Here is a 20,364-nt window from a genome sequence, read left to right on the forward strand (position 1 = left end):
GAAGCATCCGGGACCCTTCGACAAGCTCAGGGACCCAGGGTGGCGTCAGATGTCGAGGAAGCGGACGTCCTTGGCGTTGCGCTGGATGAAGGTACGGCGCGATTCGACGTCCTCACCCATCAGCACGCTGAAGATCTCATCGGCGGCCGCGGCATCCTCGATCGTCACCTGACGGAGGGTGCGGGTGGAGTGATCCATCGTGGTCTCCCACAGCTCCTTGGCGTTCATCTCGCCGAGACCCTTGTAGCGCTGGATGCCCGCATCCTTCGGGATGCGCTTGCCGTTGTCGAGGCCGTACTTGAGCAGCGCATCGCGCTCGTCATCGCTGAACACGTACTCGTGCGGCGAATTCGACCACTTCAGGCGGTACAGCGGCGGCATCGCGAGGTACACGAAGCCAGCCTCGATGAGTCCGCGCATGTAGCGGAACAGCAGGGTGAGCAGCAGCGTCGTGATGTGCTGGCCATCGACGTCGGCATCCGCCATCAGGACGATCTTGTGATAGCGGGCCTTCTCGATGTCGAAGTCCTCGCCGATGCCCGTGCCGAAGGCCTGGATCATCGCCTGGACCTCTTTGTTGCCGAGGGCCTTGTCGAGGCGCGCGCGCTCGACGTTCAGGATCTTGCCGCGGAGCGCCAGGATCGCCTGCGTGTGCGGGTCGCGACCCTGCACCGCGGAACCGCCTGCCGAGTCACCCTCGACGAGGAAGATCTCGCTGATCGACGGGTCCTTGCTCGTGCAGTCCTTGAGCTTGTCGGGCATCGCGGCCGACTCGAAGACGCTCTTGCGACGCGCGGTCTCACGCGCCTTTCGAGCCGCCAGGCGCGCGGTCGCCGCATCGATCGCCTTGCGGATGACGTTCTTCGCCTGGCTCGGGTTGCGCTCGAACCAGTCGCCGAGCTGATCGCCGACGACCTTCTGCACGAACGCCTTCGCCTCGGTGTTGCCGAGCTTGGTCTTGGTCTGTCCCTCGAACTGCGGCTCGCCGAGCTTGATCGAGATGACGGCGGTGAGCCCCTCGCGCACGTCGTCGCCCGAGAGGTTGTCGTCCTTCTCCTTGAGCAGGTTGTTCGCGCGCGCGTACTTGTTGACCAGGGTGGTCAGTGCGGCGCGGAAGCCCTCTTCGTGCGTTCCACCCTCGTGCGTGTTGATGGTGTTCGCATAGGTGAAGACGTTCTCGGTGTACGAGGTGGTCCACTGCATCGCGACCTCGAGCGAGATCTTGCGCTCGGTGTCCTCGGACTCGAACGCGATGATCTCCTCGGTGACGACCTCGGCGTGACGCACCTTGTTGAGGTACTCGACGTAGTCGACGAGTCCGCGCTCGTAGAAGAAGACGTCGCCGGGCTGCTTCTCGATCGTCTGCCCGTTCTCCTCGATCTCGTAGGTCGAGGACGGACGCTCGTCGCTCAGCTCGATGCGGAGTCCCTTGTTGAGGAACGCCATCTGCTGGAAGCGCGTGCGCAGGGTGTCGTAGTCGTACTCGGTCGTCTCGGTGAAGATCGATCCGTCGGCCCAGAAGGTGATCGCGGTTCCGGTCTCGTCGGTCGCCTCGCCCTTCTCGAGCTGCTGCTGCGGGGCGCCGCCGTCGGCGAAGCTGTGCCGCCAGACGAAGCCCTTCTGCTTGACCTCGACCTCGAAGCGCGTCGACAGCGCGTTCACGACCGAGGAGCCGACACCGTGCAGACCGCCCGAGACGGCGTAGGCACCGCCGCCGAACTTGCCACCGGCGTGCAGGATCGTGAGCACCACCTCGACGGTCGACTTGGTCGGGTCGGAGGAGTGCGGATCGACGGGGATGCCGCGGCCGTTGTCGACCACGCGCACGCCGCCGTCGGCGAGGAGGGTCACCAGGATCGTGTCGGCGTAGCCGGCCAGCGCCTCATCGACCGAGTTGTCGACGATCTCGTAGACCAGGTGGTGCAGACCGCGCGGACCGGTGGACCCGATGTACATGCCGGGGCGCTTGCGCACGGCCTCGAGGCCCTCGAGGATCTGGATCGAGTCGGCCCCGTATTCGGGGAGCTCGCCCGCGGGTGCGTTCGATGTTCCTCCGGTCGCACCCGTCGAAGGGTCGGGGGTTCCCCCGGTGGTCGATTCGGACTCGTCGGCGGGGGATTCAGGCGTCATCAGAAGACATTCTCCACATCGATATTGCGAACTCCCAGTCTAGCCGGGTTTTCTCTCGAAATATCGCTCAACGGCCGCGTGTGGGCCTCTGAGAGGTTTTACCCCCTTGCATGGTGCCCTACCCGTAGGTATCGCGCGGGCCCCGCCCTGGAACGACTCTGGGACCCCATTTCCAGGAGGGGACGTCCGGTCCGATGAAGCGGAGGTTCTCGACGCCGGCATCCGGATACCGTCGTCCGATCTCGGTGAGGATGGTCGCCCGCATGTACTGCAGGTTCTTCGCCCACGCGGTGGAATCGCACTTCACCGTCAGCAGCCCGCGTTCGAGCGAGACCGGTTCCGAGTGCTTCGCGGTGTCGGCGCCGGCGAGATCGGCCCACTGACGCACGAGGTCTTCCCGTGCGAGCGTGATCTGCCAACCGGAGTCGCGGCTGAGCTTGTCGAGCACGGCGCCGAGGGCACCGGGGTCGCGGCCGGGAGCGAACGGGGCGTTCTCGTCGTCGATCGAGACGCGCTTCTTCTTGCGCCAGTTCTTGGCGCTGGGCTTGAGTCCCCGCAGACGCAGATAGGTCGCCACCGTCTCGGGCGCTTCGGGAGCGGAGGCCTCGGAAGCCGGGAGGGATGCCGGGTTCACGATGTCGTTCATTCGTCGCCCCCCGACCGCTCGTCGCTGATGGTTCCCGCGGTGATCCGCACGACGTGCGCATGCAGCACCTCGGGGATATCCTCCTCCACGGCCGCGGTCACCACCACCTGCTCGTAGCCCGCGGTGAGCGCAGCGAGCCGCTGGCGACGGTCGGCGTCGAGCTCGGCGAAGACGTCGTCGAGGATCAGCACCGGGTCGCCGGCCGGGGATTCGCTGCGCAGCAGCTCGGCCGAGGCGAGACGCAGCGCGAGCGCGACGGACCAGGATTCGCCGTGCGAGGCGTAGCCCTTCACCGGGAGTGAGCGGACGCGCAGCACCAGATCGTCTCGATGCGGACCCGTCAGCGTCAGACCGCGATCGAGCTCGTTCGAGCGCTTCGACGCGAGCGACGCGCGGAACTGCTCGGCGACGGCCGCCGGCGTCACGGCATCCTCGGACGCGGTGGCGGCATCGTCTTCGTCTTCTTCGGGATCCCCGCCGCGGATCGACAGCGCCCACTCGAGCTGGGGTCGATGATCGGCACCCGCGATCGCGGCGTACGCATCGGCGACCGGTTGCTGCAGGTCGTTGGCCAGGCGCTGGCGCGCGACGATGATCTCGGAGCCGAGCGCGACCAGCTTGTCGTCCCAGACGTCGAGAGTGCTCAGTCCCTCACCCCGGATGCCGCGGGCCCGGGCCGACTTCAGCAGCGCGTTGCGCTGCTTGAGCACACGGTCGTAGTCCGCGAGCACGGCGGCGAGGCGAGGCGTGCGCTGGATGAGCAGCTGGTCGACGAAACGTCGGCGCGACGACGGGTCACCACGCACGATCTGAAGATCCTCCGGGGCGAAGAGTACGACGTGCGCGTAACGAGGCAGCTCGTTGGTCTTCGACGGGGATCCGTTGATGCGCGCCTTGTTCGAGCCCTGCCGATTCACCTGGACCTCGGCGAGCACCTTGCGCTCCCCGTGCGAGAGTCGCGCGCGGATGATCGCGAACTCCTGTCCGTCGCGCACCATGGGGGCGTCGGACGAGACCCGGTGCGAGCCCAGCGTGGCGAGGAAGACCACGGCTTCGGCGAGATTCGTCTTTCCCTGCCCGTTCCGGCCGACCAGGACGTTCGGTCCGCGGTGCAGAGCGAGTTCGGCGGTCGCGTAATTGCGGAAATCCACCAGACTCAGATGCTCCACGATCACGGAGTCAGCCTACCTTCGGGGTCCGACATCTTCCCCGGCGGAGCCGGACCGGCGACTGCCCGAGCTGTTCGAGCAGTCGCCGGTCGTGGATCACGGCAGCGGGCCGTAGAGCGACGGCGCCGTGCGGGCATCCGTCGCCTGCTCGAACGCGTACGCCAGACCGAGGAGGGTTCCCTCGTCGAAGTCGCGTCCGAGGAACTCGAGGTTCACGCCGCTGCCGGGCAGCGTCTCACCCGCGATCGTCTGCCCCATCGGCACGGTGACCGACGGCATCCCGGTGTTCGGGCTCAGCCGCATGTTGGTCCCCTGGGTCCCGTAGGCGTTCGTGCTCGGATAGACGATCGCGTCGAGGTCGAGATCCTCCATCATCTGCGTCACGAGCGTCTTGCCGGCCGCGAGCTGCACGGTGTGCGTACCGGTCTCGCCCGCCCAGCCCTGGTAGGTCGCTTCGGTGACCGCATTGCGCGCCACGTAGATCGACCGCCGCGAGGTGACGAAGCTGTTCGTCGCGAGGATGTCGGTCAGAGTGCGCGCCTCGACATCGGGGCCGAGATGCGTGGCGATGTACTCGTCGAGATCGTGGAGGAACTCGTTCGTCGACCCGGAGCCCTCGTTCAGAACGGCGGAGAACCCGGACGGAGGAGTGATCGGCACCACGGTCGCGCCCTGCGCGGTCAGCGCTGCGGTCGCCTCGGAGAAGAGTCGCACGGTGCCGGCGTTGGTTCCCACCATCGACGAGACGTAGCCGATCCGCGCGCCCTGGAGCGCATCCGCGTCGAGGAACGAGGTGTACGACTCGGGCACGAGGCCCTCCTGTCGTGCGGTGACGGGATCGGCGTCATCGACTCCCACCACCGCGTCGAGAGCGACGGCGGCATCGATGACGGAACGAGCCATCGGCCCACCGGTGTCCTGCGAGAGGGCCAGCGGGATGATGCCGTCGCGGCTGGCCAGACCCACCGTGGGGCGGACACCCACGAGCTGGTTGTACGACGACGGGACACGGATCGACCCACCCGTGTCGGTGCCGAAGCCGATGCCCGCGAGGTTCGCGGAGATCGCGGCTCCCGTGCCACCGCTGGATCCGCCGGCCGTCCGGGTGGTGTCGTACGGGCTCGCCACGAGTGACGTCGCTCCCGGCTCCTGGAACGAGGAGAACTCCGAGACGAATCCGTAGGCGAACTCGTCGAGGCTGGCCTTCGCGAGGATCACGGCGCCGTCGCTGCGGAGTCCGCTGACCATCGACGCGTCGGTCGCGGTCTGGTTCTCGTTCCAGCAGGCGCATCCACCGGTGGTGACCATGTCGACCGTGTCGTAGTTGTCCTTCAGCGCGATCGGCACGCCCAGCAGCATGCTCGTCATGCCGTCGGATGCTCGGATCTCGTCGGCCGCAGCCGCATCGGCGAGGGCCTTCTGGTTCACCGTGATGATCGAGTTGAGCGGACGGCTTCCGCCGGGCACGACCGTGCGGTCGTACGCGGCGATCCGGTCGAGGTATTCCTGGGTGATGCTCTGGGAGGTCGCGACTCCCGCATTCATCGCCGCCTGCATGTCGATCACGGATGCTTCGACGAGCTCGAAGGGACCGTCGTCGTAGATGATCCGCTGCGAGAGATCGGCGAGATCGAGGATCGTGAGCTCGCCGTCGGCATCGGTATCGAGGACGGCCACTCGGGACCAGTCCGGCGACGACGCCGTGAGACCGAGGGATTCGGCGGCGACGGACAGATCCGCGGCCGTCACCATCTCATCACCGGTCACGTCGAGCTCGCTGTAGTACGGCGGGAGGCTGACGGTGGCCGGTGCCGCCGCCGTCGCTGCTCCGCTCGCCATCCCGGCCGCGACGATCGTGGAACCCACGACCGAGACGGCGGCGACGATCCGCAGGGTGGTCTTCTTCACAGTGGTGTCTCTCCTGGTTCTCGGCTTCTCTGCTCGGGTGTCGTGCGCGGTCATCGGGTCCTCCGTCGAACGGCGATGACGGTGCCCGCCGCGATGGCGGCGATGGCTCCCGCACCGAGGATCAGCCAGGGTGCGGCATCCGCGCCCGTGACGGCGAGCGAGCCGTCCGTCGTCGTGCCCGATCCGGAACCGGAACCCGAACCCGAACCCGAACCCGTGTCGGGATCGCCGCCGTCGGAGCCACCATCGGAGCCTCCGTCACCGGGCCCCGGCTCGGTGTCCTCATCGCCGGTGATCTCCACCGTCGTCGACGTGCCCGGCGCATCGGAATCGACCGTCGACGATGCGGTGCTCGAGTCGACGATGCGTCCGTTCGCGATGTCGAGCGAGGCGTCGCCCGCCTCGAGTGCGGTGAAGGTGAGTGTGACCAGGGTCTGCGTGCCGGTCAGACCGGGGGAGGTGCCGAGCCGGGTCGCGGCGACCGCGATCTCACTGCCCGAGTCGGTCGCCGATCCGAAGCCGCCGGTCGGGAGGATCTCGCTGTCGGCGACGAACGCGAGCAGGTCGGGGTCGTAGGCGATGTCGAGCTCGTACGCGTAGGCGTCGACCAGACCGGTGAACACCGCGCTGACGGTGATCGTGTCACCGACGGACACCGACGTCGGAGCGGCGGTCAGGGTGGCGGTTTCGTACGAGTCGGGCACGACCACGGCCGAGGCGGGTGATGCCGCACCGAACGCGAGCAGCGTCGCGGCCGTGAATGCGACGCCGGATGCGAGCGCTCGCAACCGGCGGAATCGGGCAGGGGGGATCTCGGGCATGCGGAGCGTCTTTCGTCTGGAGAGACGAGCTCGGCTGCACGGCTACGCGGAGCAGCCGTGCTCAGGGGGTACGGCTGACTCTCGCAGTCGGGTGTTTCGCATTCTGAGCGCTATCGTTTCCGGCGCGTAACGGCCGGAACCGGGGCTCAGCGCAGGGGGCTCAGCGCAGCAGGAGGTTCGGCTGCAGGAGGTACTTGAACGAGTCGAGACCCGCCTGGTCGACCGAGGTCTGGCTCGTGATCAGCACCGGGCTGAGCTTGTTGGCGTTGTCGCTCGAGGTGAACGTGACGCGCACGAACTCGCTCTTCACGGCACCGAGCGCCTCGATCAGGTACTGCGGGTTGAGGCCGAGCACGACCTCTTCGCCACCGGAGAGGATCGCGTCGACCGACTCGGAGGCGCGAGCGTGCTCGCTGCCCGAGGCATCCATCGTCACGCTGTCGCTCGAGAACGTGAACCGCAGCGGAGCCGCGCGATCGAGCACGAGGGCGACACGACGCACGGCCTCGATGAGGTCGGCGGTGTTGACGACCGCGTAGTGGTCGGTCTGCTCGGGGAACAGGCGGCGCACGGGCGGGAAATTGCCCTTGATCAGCAGCGAGGTCACGGTCTTGTTGCCCGCGGTGAATGCGATGATCTCGCGATCGCCGGCACCCGAGAACGCGATCTGGATGGTTCCGGCGTGGCCGAAGGTCTTCCCGACCTCGACGAGCGTGCGGGCGGGGACGAGTGCGGTCTGATCGGCAGCGGATTCGCCGTCCCACGGCACGTCTCGGAGCGATACGCGGTAGCGGTCGGTCGCCACGAGACTCAGACTCTGGCCCGATACCTCGAGCTGCACACCCGTGAGCACCGGGGTGACGTCGTCACGCGAAGCGGCGAAGCCGACCTGGGCGATCGCCGTGCCGAAGTCGTCGGCCGGGACGACACCGGAGGAGCCGGCGACCTCGGGGATCGACGGGTACTCCTCGACGGGCATGGCCGCGAGGGTGAATCGGGCGGATCCGCAGGTGACCGTGATGCCGCCGTCTTCCTCGACCGCGATCTCGATCGGAGCGTTCGGCAGACGGCTGGCGATGTCGGAGAGCAGACGGCCGTGCACGAGGATCGTGCCGGGGGTGTCGACGGTGGCCTCGATCGTGGTGCGTGCGGATGCCTCGTAGTCGAAGGCCGAGAGGGTCAGCCCTGAACCGTCCGCCTCGATCAGCACTCCGGCGAGAATCGGCTGCGGGTTGCGCTGCGGCAGAAGCTTGACGACGAACGACACTGCCTCGCTGAAGACATCGCGGTTGACCTGAAACCTCACGGGTGCTCCCTTGTCGTCGATCTAGGACGGTGTCGTCGGTACTGCTGCGAGGTGGGCCCACCGCAGGGCTTCCCATGCTAGCCCCAGAGACCTTCGGATCCCTACGCCGACGGGAATCTGTCGTTCGGGGTGGTTCTCCCCACCGTCTGGTGATCGGATCGCGCCTTAACCGGGTTAACTCCTTAACGGTGTTAACAGCTGTGGATACTGTGGATAACTCGGTGGATAGTAGTCGCGAGTAGGGAACTACACGCTTGTCAGTTGTGGAATCCCTGAGGAAACCGCGGTTTCGAGGCATCCGACCGTCCGGTCCGTCCCCCGAAGTTATCCACAGGTTTGGGTCTTCGGACCTCATTCATCCCGATGTGATTCACAACCATCCACAAGTTATCCACATGTGCATAGAGGCATTTATCGGATGCCGCGGATCGTCGTCAAGTCCGAAAAAAGGGGGACACGACCCGCGAACGGATGCCGTGTCCCCCTTCTCGAGGCGCTGACTGCGGTGCGAGCGGTCAGCGACGACCGAGCTGCGTGGTGATCTCGGTCACCTGGTTGTAGATGGAGCGACGCTCTTTCATGAGGTCGCTGATCTTCTTGTACGCGTACATCACCGTGGTGTGGTCGCGGTTGCCGAACAGCTGACCGATCTTCGGCAGCGAGAGACTCGTGCGCTCTCGGCAGAGGTACATGGCGATCTGACGCGCGGTCGCGATCTGCTGCGAGCGGCTCGATCCGTACAGGTCGTCGACCGTGAGCTTGAAGTACTGAGCGGTCGCCGTGATGATGTCGGTCGGCGAGATGATGTTGTCCTCCGCCGTGTCGACGATGTCTCGCAGCACCGTCTGGGCGAGGGAGATGTCGAGCGCCGAGCGGTTCAGGCTCGCGAAGGCCGAGACACGGATGAGTGCGCCCTCGAGTTCGCGGATGTTCGACGACACCACGGTCGCGATGTACTCGAGCACCTCGTCGGGGATGTGGAGGGCCTCGCTCTGCGCCTTCTTGCGCAGGATGGCGATACGCGTCTCGAGGTCGGGCGCCTGCACGTCGGTGATCAGACCCCACTCGAATCGGCTGCGCATGCGGTCCTCGAAGCCGGTGAGGTGTTTCGGCGCGACATCGCTCGTGATCACGACTTGCTTGTTGTGATCGTGGAGGGTGTTGAAGGTGTGGAAGAACGCTTCCTGCGTCTCGGCGCGACCCTGCAGGAACTGGATGTCGTCGATGAGCAGGATGTCGACCTCGCGGTAGCGCGCCTGGAACGCGGCGCCGCGGTTGTTCGCGATCGAGTTGATGAAGTCGTTCGTGAACTCCTCGCTCGAGACGTAGCGCACCTTGACCCCCGCGTAGAGGGACTGTGCGTAGTCGCCGATCGCGTGGAGGAGGTGGGTCTTGCCCAGCCCCGAGTCGCCGTAGATGAAGAGGGGGTTGTACGCCTTGGCCGGCGCCTCGGCCACGGCGACCGCCGCCGCGTGCGCGAAACGGTTGGACTGACCGATGACGAAGTTGTCGAACGTGTACTTGGGGTTGAGGCGCGACTCGTGGCGCAGCGGCGTCGGCTGCTCCATCGGCGACTCGACGCGCACGTTCTCCTGTCGCCCGAAGTCGGCCACGGCGATGGGGGCGGTGGGCTGCTCGGCGAGCTCGTGGTTGACCACGACGCGGAAAGAGGTGACCTCTTCACCGATGTGGGTGAGGGCCTCCATGATCGGCAACCGCAGACGCTTGTTGATCTGTGCGGCGGTGAGGTCGTTGGGCACCTCGAGATAGAGGGTGGCCGACATGACCCCTGCCGGGACGGCGAGACTCAGGAAGCCCTGCAGCTGCGGCGTGACCCGATCGTCATCGACCAGCAACTCCTGCACCGTGGTCCAGATCGGGACGTCGGGCTGGGCAGGTGAGGACATGACGCTCCGGGCGGGGATCGGTGAGGGGCTGCGAGGCGCGGGTCGCCCCTGTGGATAACTACGGATGCCAACGGTAGTCATCGCAGCCGGGAACGGCAACCTGCCCTGGAAAACCAACGCGCGTGTTGTGTCACACCCGGCGTTCGAGGTTGTGGATAATGGCTGTGCGGTACTCACCGATCCACCGCGGCGAAGCGCGCAGATTTGCTCTGTGCGCCGCCGCGACGTACCCTTAGTCGGTTGACTTATGCCTTTTCGGCAGTTCCCAAAATTGTCTCCGGTCGCAGTGAATCCGGTGGCAGCATTCCCGGAGTGATCTTATGAGCAAGCGCACCTTCCAGCCCAACAACCGTCGTCGCGCCAAGAAGCACGGCTTCCGCGCCCGTATGCGTACCCGTGCGGGTCGTGGCATCCTCGCCGCGCGTCGTGCGAAGGGCCGCACCGAGCTCTCCGCGTAATCCGCTGTGCTCGCCCGCGCCTATCGGCTGACCCGCGGGAGCGACTACCGGTTGGTCGTTCGTCGCGGTTCACGCTGTGGCGGGGCGCGCGTCATCACCTCGATGATGACGACGGATGAGAGCAGGGCAGCGCGTTTCGGCTTCATCATCAGCAAGCAGGTCGGCGGGGCGGTGGTTCGAAACACCGTGCGGCGTCGACTCAAAGCTGTGTGCGCCGAAGCGCTGTCTCGCGTACCCCAGGGCACGGATGTCGTCATCCGTGCCCTTCCTTCGTCCGCGACCGCGACCTACGCCGAGCTCCAGGCCGACGTCGAGCGCTGCTTCTCCCGACTCGCACCGACGGACGCGCGATGACCGCGCTGCCGGCATCCTCCATCGGGACGGGACACCTGCACACGGGTGATCTGATGCGCAGCATCCCGCTGATCCCGCGCAATCTCGTGCTCGGGTTCCTCACCGGGTACCGCAAGGTGATCTCCCCGATGTACGGAGATGTCTGTGCGTACTACCCGTCCTGTTCGGCTTACGCTGTAGGTGCGGTGCAACAGCACGGTGCCGTGCGGGGAACACTGCTCTCGGCATGGCGCATCCTCCGTTGCAATCCCTGGACCCGCGGGGGCGTCGACGACGTGAAACCGCACGAACACTTCCGCCACGACCTGACCGCCCATGGTTTCGTCGTTCCCGCTCGAAAGGACTGACCGGTGGGTCTCGACCTTCTGTTCGCCAGCGTCTCACCGTCGCCGGCCCCCTCCTCCGGAGGTTTCGATCTGATCGGAACCATCCTCTGGCCGCTCAAGTGGCTGGTCGAGCTGGTGCTCGTCGCCTGGCACTGGCTGTTGACCGCCGTCGGCCTGCCGGCAGCGTCGGGCATCACCTGGGTCCTGTCGATCGTCGGTCTCGTCATCGTGGTGCGTGCTGCTCTGATCCCGCTCTTCGTGAAGCAGATCAAGAGCCAGCGAAAGATGATGGAAATCGCTCCTGAACTGCGGAAAGTCCAGGAGAAGTACAAGGGCAAGCGCGACCAGCTCAGCCGTGAGGCCATGAGTCGCGAGACGATGGCCCTGTACAAGAAGCACGGCACGACGCCGATGTCGAGCTGTCTCCCGCTCCTCGTGCAGATGCCGGTCTTCTTCTCGCTCTTCAGCGTGCTCAGCGATGTCACCAAGCACCACGCGGCCGGCATCGGCGGTGTGGGCCTGCTCAACGCCGAGCTCACCGAGCAGTTCTACGACGCGAAGCTCTTCGGTGTCGCCTCGCTGCACGAGACGCTGGGCAACGCGGTTGACGCCGGTAACACCACGGCGATCATCATCCTGGTCACGCTCGTGGTGCTCATGATCGGTTCGCAGTTCTTCACCCAGCTGCAGATCATCTCGAAGAACCTGTCGCCCGAGGCCAAGACCGGCCAGGCGTACCAGATGCAGAAGATCATGCTCTACGTTCTGCCGCTGGGCTTCATCTTCTCGGGCATCTTCTTCCCGCTCGGCGTCGTCGTGTACTGGTTCATCTCGAACCTGTGGACGATGGGGCAGCAGTTCCTCGTCATCCGCGAGATGCCGACCCCCGGATCCGAAGCAGCCAAGGCCCGCGAGGAGCGCCTCGCTCGCAAGGGCAAGGCGATCGACTCCTCGGGCAAGGTCGTTCCGATGGCCGCTTACGAGGCCGAGCAGAAGCGTCTGTTCGACGAGGCGGAGAAGGCCAAGGCCGAAGCCCCGAAGCGTCAGCAGCCGGTGGGCAAGAAGCGCGCGAAGAAGAAGGGCTCCTGATGAGCGAGAGCGTGACCGAGAACGTCGAGCCCACGGTGGCCGAGCTCGAGAACGAGGGCGACATCGCCGCGGACTACCTCGAAGAGCTGCTCGACATCGCCGACATCGACGGCGACCTGAATCTCGATGTTCGTCAGGGACGTGCGTACGTCTCGGTCGAGGCGGAGGGCGACGGCCTCACCCTCCTGTCGGCTCCCGATACGGTTCAGGCGCTGCAGGAGCTCACGCGCCTCGCCGTGCAGAGCAAGACCGGATCGTTCTCCCGCCTGATCCTCGACATCGGCGGTTCGCGCGACACGCGTCGTCGTCAGCTCGAGACGCTGGTGGATGCCGCTGCAGCGAAGCTCGACGAGGGTGCGTCTCAGGCGTCGCTGCCCTCGATGTCCAGCTATGAGCGGAAGCTCGTGCACGACATCGCGGCGGAACGTGGACTCGTGTCCGAGTCGTACGGCGAGGGCGCGGACCGTCACACGGTTCTGCGCCGTCGCTGACATCGAACGATCGATGTCGGATGTACTCGGCATGAGTGGGCTCGAGGCGGAACCGGCCGTTGCGGCCACGCTCTTCGGTGATCGGATTGACGCCGCACGTGCCTTCACCGACGCCCTCGCCCGTGAGGGAGAACAGCGTGGTCTGATCGGCCCGTTGGAACTGCCGCGACTGTGGACGCGTCACATTCTGAACAGCGCGATCGCCGCACCTCTCTTCCACGGCCGTGTCGCCGACATCGGCTCTGGAGCGGGACTTCCGGGTCTGGTGCTGGCGATCGCCCGACCGGATGTGCACTGGACCCTCATCGAGCCCATGGAACGACGCGTGACGTGGTTGACCGAGCAGGTCGATGAGCTCGGCCTCGAGAACGTGGAGATCCTGCGCGCTCGCGCCGAGGATGTGGGCCGACCCGGCGCCTTCGACGTGGTCACCGCGCGTGCCGTCAGCGCTCTGCGCACACTGCTCCCTCTCACTGCCCCGCTCGTGCGCGATGGGGGAGAGGTGACTCTCCTCAAGGGGATGAACGCGGCGAACGAGATCGACGCCGCGCAGAAGCAGATCAAGAAGTACAAGCTCAGCGACGTGCGAGTGGAGGTGCTCGGTGAGGGCGTTCTCCCGGAGATCACCCGCGTGATCCGGGCCTTCGTACGCGCCTGAGCGCGGATGTTTCACGTGAAACATCGCATCGCCGAGGGAGGGGTCACGCCTGAGGTCGACGATGTTTCACGTGAAACATCCGCGGATTCGCTTTAGATCAGAGTGTTCGCGGTCGGGAGGGTATCGACATGGGCTGGACGTTGCGCACGAGCACATCGACCGATGCGGCGTGGATGGCCGAGCTGCGCGCCGTGGTCATGCGTCCGGATCTCGAGCGACTCGACAGGTACGACCCGACCTGGGTGCGTGAACGCTTCCTGAGGGCTTTCGTGCCGGAGAACACCTGGGTCATCGTCCTCGATGGGCGCGACGTGGGATCCGTTGCCGTTCGCGACGAGCCGGATGCCGTATGGATCGAGCACTTCTATCTGGACCCGAACGTGCAGGGCAAGGGTGTGGGGACTGCGGTGCTCACTCACCTTCTCGAGAAGCATGACACCGGGCTCCCTTTGCGCCTCAACGTGCTGCAGGGGAGTGCCGCTCGGCGTCTCTATGAGCGTCATGGGTTCAGGCTCGAGAGCGAGGATGCCGTGGACGTCTTCATGGTTCGTGGGGGAGTGGAGTCCTCGTAGTTCTGCTGTTTCACGTGAAACGTGGGTGAGTGCTTTCGTGCGTTTCTTGTGGGTGTGGAGGCGGTGTACTCCCTTCGTTCGCAGAGCGGGGACCCTCCCGCTTCGCGGGCCCCTCCCGATGCTCACTCCCGGGAGTACGCCACCTCCACACAGTGGCTTGTAGGCCTGTGCGAGCGGTAGGAACCGGGCGCTGACGGCCTCTGGACATTTGTGTTTCACGTGGAACATCGTTCTCGATGAAGATCGTCGTCTCCACTGCGAAGACGTTGGGAGTGGCAGGGTAGGTCGGTTGGGTTGCGGCTCTTGAGTACTTCCCGCTCGTTGAGGAGAGCTTGAGGCGTTGCTGCTTCGAGAGCTCGTGCCGATGCTCAGGTGAGGGAGCGGCACCAACCTCACGCAATCTGGTGCAGCAGCGCGCGGAGGGCGAGTGCGTTGAGGGCTGCTGGTGTCGGGTGGGTTTTGTTTCACGTGAAACATCTGTTTAAAGAGCCCGATCAGAGGGTTCGAGCTAGCTGGTACGCAGCGATGGTGTTCCCTTCGCTTGTGACTTCGTTCGCTTTGTCTTGTTTCATGTGGTCCGCTCCCGCAGTGATGGCGGGGGGCGGGCGGGGGCGCCGGCCCGAGGGTCGCGCGACGCTAGGTCCCGGAGCACCTAGTTAGCTCTGCACTCCACATCACCTGTCGTTGCGCGCTGCGCCGTTCTCGGAACTCTTAGGGCGATGTTCCACGTGAAACATGTGGTGCTGCGGCCGGGATAGCGACGAACAGTGGACGGAGTGTGGGGGAGGTGCGGGGACCGGTGGCGCTCATTTCAGACCTTCGCCTTGCTTCCCCTCGCCTTGTGCCGCGCCACTTCGCGCTTCCGCCCCTCCCCTCGTAGGAGAGCTCGGTGGGCCGGAACGAAACGCGGCAAGCCGGCACGAAACGAGGCATGGGATGCGAAGCGAGGCAAAGCGGGATGACGCGAAGCGGGATCGCTCAAAGCAAGACGGAGCGAGGCGAAGCGGGACGAGGGGGACGGCGGGGGGACGCGGGTGACGCGGGGAAGGGCATGGCGGGAGGCGGCGGGGCGGCGGTACGGCACGGGCGGACGGGACGGGGCGGGGTGGGGCGGGCGCCGCGTTGCGGGCTACCGCTGCCGGCTGGGGGAGTGCCTCACTTCCGTTCGGCGGAAGCAATCGGTGATGATCAACGGCTCGAAGCGCCGCAGCTTGGGCCCATCTGAACTTGTTTCACGTGAAACATACGATTCCTCATCGCCGAGACGGCGGCCGGGGACTGGGGAGGAGCGCGGGGAACGTGGCGAGGATTGCGGAGCACGTGGCGAGAGAAGCGGGGAGCGTGGAGAGGGGAGAGGGGAGAGGGGAGAGGGGAGAGGTTGAGGGGAGAGGGGAGTGGGGAACGGGGGATGGAGAGTGACGAGGGAGGTACTGCGCGGGGGCGCGTAGCTGACTGTTCCTCGCTGGCGGCCCCTCGTCTCGCTTCCCTCGCTCAGGGACCGTGGGTTTCGTTCACCCCGGGCCCGCTAGACAGTCATCCCCCTGTGTTTCACGTGAAACGCGCACTCAGCGGCGGCGGCTAATACTGCACCTGTGCGACTCCGAGTAGTCAGGAACCAGCGGAGTCTTCCACCAGTGAGTATCCACCTACGGCCACAGGAGGGCAGCCGGACCGTACGGCCAAGGTCCGGCACGCTCCTGGCAGAAGTCGCGTCGATGGCAGCCGGCTCCGGTTGCGAGGTCGCGTACTCATAGCGACGCAGGCGCGGCACATCGCGCAGGCTGCAACGCGGAGACCAGATCTATCGCGGTCGACGCTTCCCCCTGGAACTGACATGCTTCACGTGAAACGCTGAGAAGGGTACAGACGCCAACCACCCCTGGTTGAGGCAAAAGGAGCCGTGTGGAGGTGAAGTACTCCCGGGAGTGAGCATCGGGAGGGGCCCGCGAAGCGGGAGGGTCCCCGTTCTGCGAACGAAGGGAGCGCTTCACCTCCACACCCCAGGGACTACTGCACCCCCCACCCCGAAGAGCGCCAAGGAAAGCCGAGATACAGCCCTCGACAGCCCGAGGAACCCCACCCTCGGCGTTCCGACGTCGGTCCAAGCGATTAGAGTGGAACGCGGCCCCGAAAGGAGTGGATGTTTCACGTGAAACAGTCCGAAAAGGCATCCCCGAGTGAATCATTCGGGATGGATACACCGCTCGCGCGGGAGCTCGCCGACCTGTCAGCTCGACGTCGTGCTCTGGAGTCCACGAAGGTGGATTTCTCCGGAGAGACGCGGGTGATGACGGTCTCCAACCAGAAGGGTGGGGTCGGTAAGACCACGACCGCGGTGAACGTGGCTTCGGCCCTCGCCGGACTGGGGGCGAAGGTCCTCGTGATCGACCTCGATCCGCAGGGAAATGCGTCGACTGCGCTCGGAGTCCCGCACAATGCGGAGACCGCGAGCATCTACGACGTCCTGATCGAGGGCACGCCCCTCGCTGAGATCGTTCAGCAGAGCCCCGAGGACGAGAACCTCTTCTGCGCGCCGAGCACGATTCATCTCGCCGGCGCCGAGATCGAACTCGTGGCGCAGGTGGCGCGCGAGCATCGACTGCGCACAGCACTCGACGAGTACCTCAAGAGCACGCCGATGGACTTCGTGATCATCGACTGCCCGCCGTCGCTCGGTCTCCTCACGATCAACGCGTTCACCGCGGCATCCGAGGTGTTCATTCCCATTCAGTGCGAGTACTACGCGCTGGAGGGTCTGAGTCAACTGCTCGGCAGCATCCAGATGATCCAGAAGCACCTGAACCCGGGTCTCCACCTCTCGACGATCCTGTTGACGATGTACGACGGGCGTACCCGCCTGGCGCAGCAGGTGGCTGAAGAGGTGCGCGGTCATTTCCCCGAGCAGGTGCTCGAGACGATGATCCCGCGGTCGGTGCGCGTGTCGGAAGCCCCGAGTTTCGGCCAGACGGTGATCGCCTACGACGGTCAGTCCGCCGGCGCGATCGCGTATCGTGAGGCCGCTGTCGAAATCGCGTCGCGTGCGGCGCAGAGCAAGGAGAAATGATGGCGAAGCGCACTGGTCTGGGCCGCGGAATCGGCGCACTCATCCCCACGGCCGATCAGACGGAGCGTCCGGTCGACGTGTTCTTCCCCGGCGCGAGCATCCGTCCGTCGGAGTCGACGACCACGACCGAGGCACCGGCTGAGGGCGCGGATGCTGTGGACCTCACCGTCGTGCCGGGAATCCACCTCGTGCAGGTCGACCCGAACAAGATCGTCGCCAACCCGCGCCAGCCGCGCACCCACTTCGACGCCGATGATCTCGCCGAGCTGGTGCACAGCGTGCGGGAGTTCGGCGTGCTGCAGCCCGTCGTCGTGCGCACCAACTCCGAGGGCGACTACGAGCTGATCATGGGGGAGCGGCGCACGCGCGCCGCTCGGGAGGCCGGCCTCACCGCGATCCCCGCGATCGTGCGCGAGACCGCCGATGAGGATCTCCTGCGCGACGCGCTGCTCGAGAACCTCCACCGTTCCGAGCTCAACCCTCTGGAAGAGGCATCCGCCTACCAGCAGCTGCTCGAGGACTTCGGCATCACGCAGGAGGAACTCGCGACGCGCATCGGTCGTTCCCGTCCTCAGATCAGCAACACGATCCGTCTGCTCAAGCTGCCGGTGCCCGTGCAGCAGCGTGTCGCGGCGGGCGTGCTGACCGCGGGCCACGCTCGCGCGATCCTCAGTCTCGAGACGCCCGAATCGATGCAGCGCCTCGCCGACAAGGTCGTGAACGAAGACCTCTCGGTGCGCGCGACCGAGGAGGCCGCGAAGACGCAGTGGAGCAGTGGCACCAAGACGACGAAGGCGACGCCGGGAGCGCGCCGCGCCTACCTCGACGAGGTCGCCGGCAAGCTCGGGGATCGCCTCAACACGCGGGTCAAGATCTCCCTGGGTTCGCGCAAAGGCCAGGTCACGATCGATTTCGCTTCGATCCAGGATCTCAACCGCATCCTCAGTGAGCTCGGCGAGGAGAGCTACGGCAACTGAGCTGAATCCACCGCAGAGAATCGCGTCCGACCCCCTGAATCTCGGGGAGTCGGGCGCTTTTCTCGTTGACGGCCCTCGATGTCAAGTACCCCCGCGAGATTCTCCGGAGTTCTAGACTCGCTGAGGACGACCCATGGGAGGGCAACATGTCAGCGACAGCATCCGGATCCGGCATCAAGGGGAAGGTGATCGCGATCAGCATCGCCGCGGCCCTCGGCGGATTCCTCTTCGGATTCGACACAGCGGTCATCAACGGCGCGGTGGATGCTCTCGCCGGCAACCAGTCGGGCTTCGACCTCGGCGCCGGCCTCAAGGGCTTCGCCGTTTCGTCGGCCCTCATCGGTTGTGCGGTCGGCGCGTGGTTCGCCGGTCCGCTGGCGAACCGGTACGGACGCATCCCCATCATGGTCGCGGCTGCGGTCCTCTTCCTGGTGTCGTCGATCGGTTCCGGTCTGGCCTTCAGCGTCGTCGACCTGATCATCTGGCGCATCGTCGGTGGCCTGGGTGTCGGCGCGGCATCCGTCATCGCGCCGGCGTACATCGCCGAGGTCTCTCCCGCCAGCATGCGCGGTCGACTCGGCTCGCTGCAGCAGCTCGCGATCGTGAGCGGTATCTTCGTCGCCCTGTTGTCGGACGCCCTGCTCGCCGAGGTCGCCGGCGGGGCTGCCGAGTCGCTCTGGGGCCTGTACGCCTGGCGATGGATGTTCATCGCGGAGGCGATCCCGGCGATCGTCTACGGCATCATGGCGCTGAAACTGCCCGAATCCCCGCGCTATCTCGTGCGCAAGGGCGACATCGAGAAGGCATCCGAGGTGCTCACGACCGTCACGGGGACGGTCGACGTGAAGGCCAAGATCTCCGAGATCACCGGCACGATCGACACGGAGAAGAAGGAATCCCTGCGCGACCTGCGCGGCAACCGCTTCGGCCTCAAGCCGATCGTCTGGGTCGGCATCCTGCTGTCGGTCTTCCAGCAGTTCGTCGGCATCAACGTCATCTTCTACTACTCGACGACGCTGTGGCAGTCGGTCGGCTTCGGTGAATCCGAGGCGCTGCTGATCACAGTGATCACCTCCGTCACGAACATCGTGGTGACGATCGTCGCGATCCTGCTCGTCGACAAGGTCGGCCGCCGCATCATGCTGCTCGTCGGATCGGTGGGCATGACGATCTCGCTCGGCCTCATGGCTCTCGCGTTCTCGTTCGGCACCCTCGATTCCGCCGGTGCCGTCACGCTGCCCGAGCCCTGGTCGACCGTGGCGCTGATCTGCGCCAACGCGTTCGTCGTGTTCTTCGGTGCCACCTGGGGCCCGCTCGTGTGGGTGCTGCTGGGCGAGATGTTCCCGAACTCGATCCGCGCGGGCGCCCTCGCGGTCGCGGCGGCGGCGCAGTGGGCGGCGAACTTCTTCATCTCGACGACGTTCCCCGCGTTCGCCAACATCGGCCTGCCGTTCGCCTACGGCTTCTACGCGTTCTTCGCACTGCTGTCGTTCTTCTTCGTGTACTTCAAGGTCGCCGAGACCAAGGGCAAGGAGCTCGAGGACATGAGCGAGGATGTGAAGGTCGAGCGCCGACCCCGTCGCGCACGCGCGTAGGCTGGAAGGCATGAGCGAGTCCGTGCCCCGTCGCGCCAGCCTGGAAGTACTGCGTGCCGAGGCATCCGACGAACTCGCCGTGATCGTGCAGGAGCGGTTGCTGGGCGGGGAGGACCCGTGGGAGTTCATGGAGGAGCTCCCCAGCATCGATGAGCTCGTCGTCTACCTGCTGCGCGCCGACAACATCAGCGCGAACGACGGCGTGCGGCCGAACGAAGCCCGGCACTACCGGGTGCTGCGGCAGATCGCCCTCGAGTACCCGGAGCTGACGCCGGCCGTGTGGGGCCTGCTCGACGAGAAGCAGCGCTACCGCCGGTGGGACCCGTCGGTCGCGGACGCCTCCTGACGATGCCACGGATGCTCGTCGCCTACGATCCGTCATGGCCCGAGCAGTTCGCGGCTGCTGCCGCCCTGTTGCGCTCGCAGGGCGACCCGGACTGGGTCATCGAGCACATCGGTTCGACCGCGATCCCCGGCATGCGCGCGAAGCCCATCATCGACCTCGCGGTGCGGGTTGCGGATCCTGCGGACTTCGAGCGGCATCGGAGTGCGCTCGAGAGGTCGGGCTGGCGGCGGGGGAGCGCGGTGCGCAGTCACCCGGTGATGCTCCGTGAGAGGGACGGAGTGCGCACGCATATCGCGCACTTCTTCACCGCGGCAGACTGGGATGCCGTGAACCAGAGGATCCTGCGGGACTGGCTGCTCGAGCACCCCGCGGATGCCGATCGCTACCGGCACGCGAAGTGCGATGCCGTGGCCGCCGCTGCCCGCGGTACGAAGAGCTACAGCGCCGCGAAGACCCCGGTGATCCAGGAGATCGTGGATCGCGCGCGCACGGCCCGGGGGTTGCCGCGGGTCGAGGTGTCGGACAAGTAGCCGCGGGGTGGGGCCTT

19 protein-coding genes are annotated in these 20,364 nt (G+C 66.0%); 12 read left to right on the forward strand and 7 right to left on the reverse strand.

What is annotated here, in order from left to right:
* Positions 1-45 precede the first annotated feature (45 nt).
* The 7 genes from gyrB to dnaA form a co-directional block, all read right to left on the reverse strand.
* Complete coding sequence (gyrB, locus tag ACI2JZ_RS06765) at positions 46-2,130, reverse strand: DNA topoisomerase (ATP-hydrolyzing) subunit B (RefSeq protein ID WP_247633411.1); 2,085 nt, start codon at positions 2,128-2,130, stop codon at positions 46-48.
* Between the two features lie 118 nt (positions 2,131-2,248).
* Complete coding sequence (locus ACI2JZ_RS06770; protein ID WP_336641404.1) at positions 2,249-2,776, reverse strand: DciA family protein; 528 nt, start codon at positions 2,774-2,776, stop codon at positions 2,249-2,251.
* The gene (recF, locus tag ACI2JZ_RS06775) at positions 2,773-3,951 is read right to left on the reverse strand and encodes a DNA replication/repair protein RecF (RefSeq protein ID WP_404596974.1); all 1,179 of its coding nucleotides are present in this window, start codon (positions 3,949-3,951) and stop codon (positions 2,773-2,775) included. Before recF ends, ACI2JZ_RS06770 begins: the two co-directional genes overlap by 4 nt.
* A gap of 90 nt (positions 3,952-4,041) precedes the next feature.
* Positions 4,042-5,853 (reverse strand): amidase family protein, encoded by a 1,812-nt coding sequence (locus ACI2JZ_RS06780; protein ID WP_404596975.1) that lies wholly within the window; start codon positions 5,851-5,853, stop codon positions 4,042-4,044.
* Between the two features lie 50 nt (positions 5,854-5,903).
* Entirely contained in the window at positions 5,904-6,674 is a 771-nt protein-coding gene (locus ACI2JZ_RS06785) for a cohesin domain-containing protein (protein ID WP_404596976.1), read from the reverse strand.
* A 160-nt stretch (positions 6,675-6,834) separates the two neighbouring features.
* Positions 6,835-7,980, reverse strand: a complete 1,146-nt coding sequence (gene dnaN / locus ACI2JZ_RS06790; RefSeq protein ID WP_247633416.1) for a DNA polymerase III subunit beta — start codon at positions 7,978-7,980, stop codon at positions 6,835-6,837.
* Positions 7,981-8,495: 515 nt separating this feature from the next.
* Positions 8,496-9,968, reverse strand: coding sequence for a chromosomal replication initiator protein DnaA (gene dnaA / locus ACI2JZ_RS06795; protein WP_404596977.1), 1,473 nt, complete (start codon positions 9,966-9,968; stop codon positions 8,496-8,498).
* Positions 9,969-10,207: 239 nt separating this feature from the next.
* Between dnaA and rpmH the strand changes: the two genes are divergently transcribed.
* The 12 genes from rpmH (at position 10,208) to ACI2JZ_RS06855 (ending at position 20,347) form a co-directional block, all read left to right on the forward strand.
* Positions 10,208-10,345, forward strand: coding sequence for a 50S ribosomal protein L34 (gene rpmH / locus ACI2JZ_RS06800; RefSeq protein ID WP_013584598.1), 138 nt, complete (start codon positions 10,208-10,210; stop codon positions 10,343-10,345).
* 6 nt (positions 10,346-10,351) lie between these two features.
* Positions 10,352-10,699: a ribonuclease P protein component gene (gene rnpA / locus ACI2JZ_RS06805; protein WP_247624054.1), complete on the forward strand. Its 348-nt coding sequence runs from the start codon at positions 10,352-10,354 to the stop codon at positions 10,697-10,699.
* Positions 10,696-11,046 (forward strand): membrane protein insertion efficiency factor YidD, encoded by a 351-nt coding sequence (gene yidD, locus ACI2JZ_RS06810; protein ID WP_247624055.1) that lies wholly within the window; start codon positions 10,696-10,698, stop codon positions 11,044-11,046. Before rnpA ends, yidD begins: the two co-directional genes overlap by 4 nt.
* 3 nt (positions 11,047-11,049) lie before the next feature.
* The gene (gene yidC / locus ACI2JZ_RS06815; protein WP_336641408.1) at positions 11,050-12,114 is read left to right on the forward strand and encodes a membrane protein insertase YidC; all 1,065 of its coding nucleotides are present in this window, start codon (positions 11,050-11,052) and stop codon (positions 12,112-12,114) included.
* Positions 12,114-12,605, forward strand: coding sequence for a R3H domain-containing nucleic acid-binding protein (locus ACI2JZ_RS06820; RefSeq protein WP_247624057.1), 492 nt, complete (start codon positions 12,114-12,116; stop codon positions 12,603-12,605). Before yidC ends, ACI2JZ_RS06820 begins: the two co-directional genes overlap by 1 nt.
* A 31-nt stretch (positions 12,606-12,636) precedes the next feature.
* Positions 12,637-13,263 (forward strand): 16S rRNA (guanine(527)-N(7))-methyltransferase RsmG, encoded by a 627-nt coding sequence (gene rsmG / locus ACI2JZ_RS06825; RefSeq protein WP_336641872.1) that lies wholly within the window; start codon positions 12,637-12,639, stop codon positions 13,261-13,263.
* A 128-nt stretch (positions 13,264-13,391) separates the two neighbouring features.
* The gene (locus ACI2JZ_RS06830) at positions 13,392-13,835 is read left to right on the forward strand and encodes a GNAT family N-acetyltransferase (protein WP_247624748.1); all 444 of its coding nucleotides are present in this window, start codon (positions 13,392-13,394) and stop codon (positions 13,833-13,835) included.
* Positions 13,836-15,975: 2,140 nt separating this feature from the next.
* A complete protein-coding gene (locus tag ACI2JZ_RS06835) occupies positions 15,976-16,899 on the forward strand; it encodes a ParA family protein (protein ID WP_404596978.1) in 924 nt (307 codons plus the stop codon).
* Positions 16,899-17,876: a ParB/RepB/Spo0J family partition protein gene (locus ACI2JZ_RS06840; RefSeq protein ID WP_404596979.1), complete on the forward strand. Its 978-nt coding sequence runs from the start codon at positions 16,899-16,901 to the stop codon at positions 17,874-17,876. The genes ACI2JZ_RS06835 and ACI2JZ_RS06840 overlap by 1 nt, the downstream gene beginning before the upstream one ends.
* Positions 17,877-18,022: 146 nt before the next feature.
* Positions 18,023-19,471, forward strand: a complete 1,449-nt coding sequence (locus ACI2JZ_RS06845) for a sugar porter family MFS transporter (RefSeq protein ID WP_247633422.1) — start codon at positions 18,023-18,025, stop codon at positions 19,469-19,471.
* Between the two features lie 10 nt (positions 19,472-19,481).
* A complete protein-coding gene (locus tag ACI2JZ_RS06850) occupies positions 19,482-19,817 on the forward strand; it encodes a tryptophan synthase subunit alpha (protein ID WP_404596980.1) in 336 nt (111 codons plus the stop codon).
* A gap of 11 nt (positions 19,818-19,828) precedes the next feature.
* Positions 19,829-20,347, forward strand: a complete 519-nt coding sequence (locus ACI2JZ_RS06855; RefSeq protein WP_404596981.1) for a GrpB family protein — start codon at positions 19,829-19,831, stop codon at positions 20,345-20,347.
* The last annotated feature ends 17 nt before the right edge of the window (positions 20,348-20,364 follow it).

Origin of the sequence: Microbacterium sp. NPDC087868, from assembly GCF_044900755.1 — a bacterium.
GTDB classification, from domain to species: domain Bacteria; phylum Actinomycetota; class Actinomycetes; order Actinomycetales; family Microbacteriaceae; genus Microbacterium; species Microbacterium galbinum.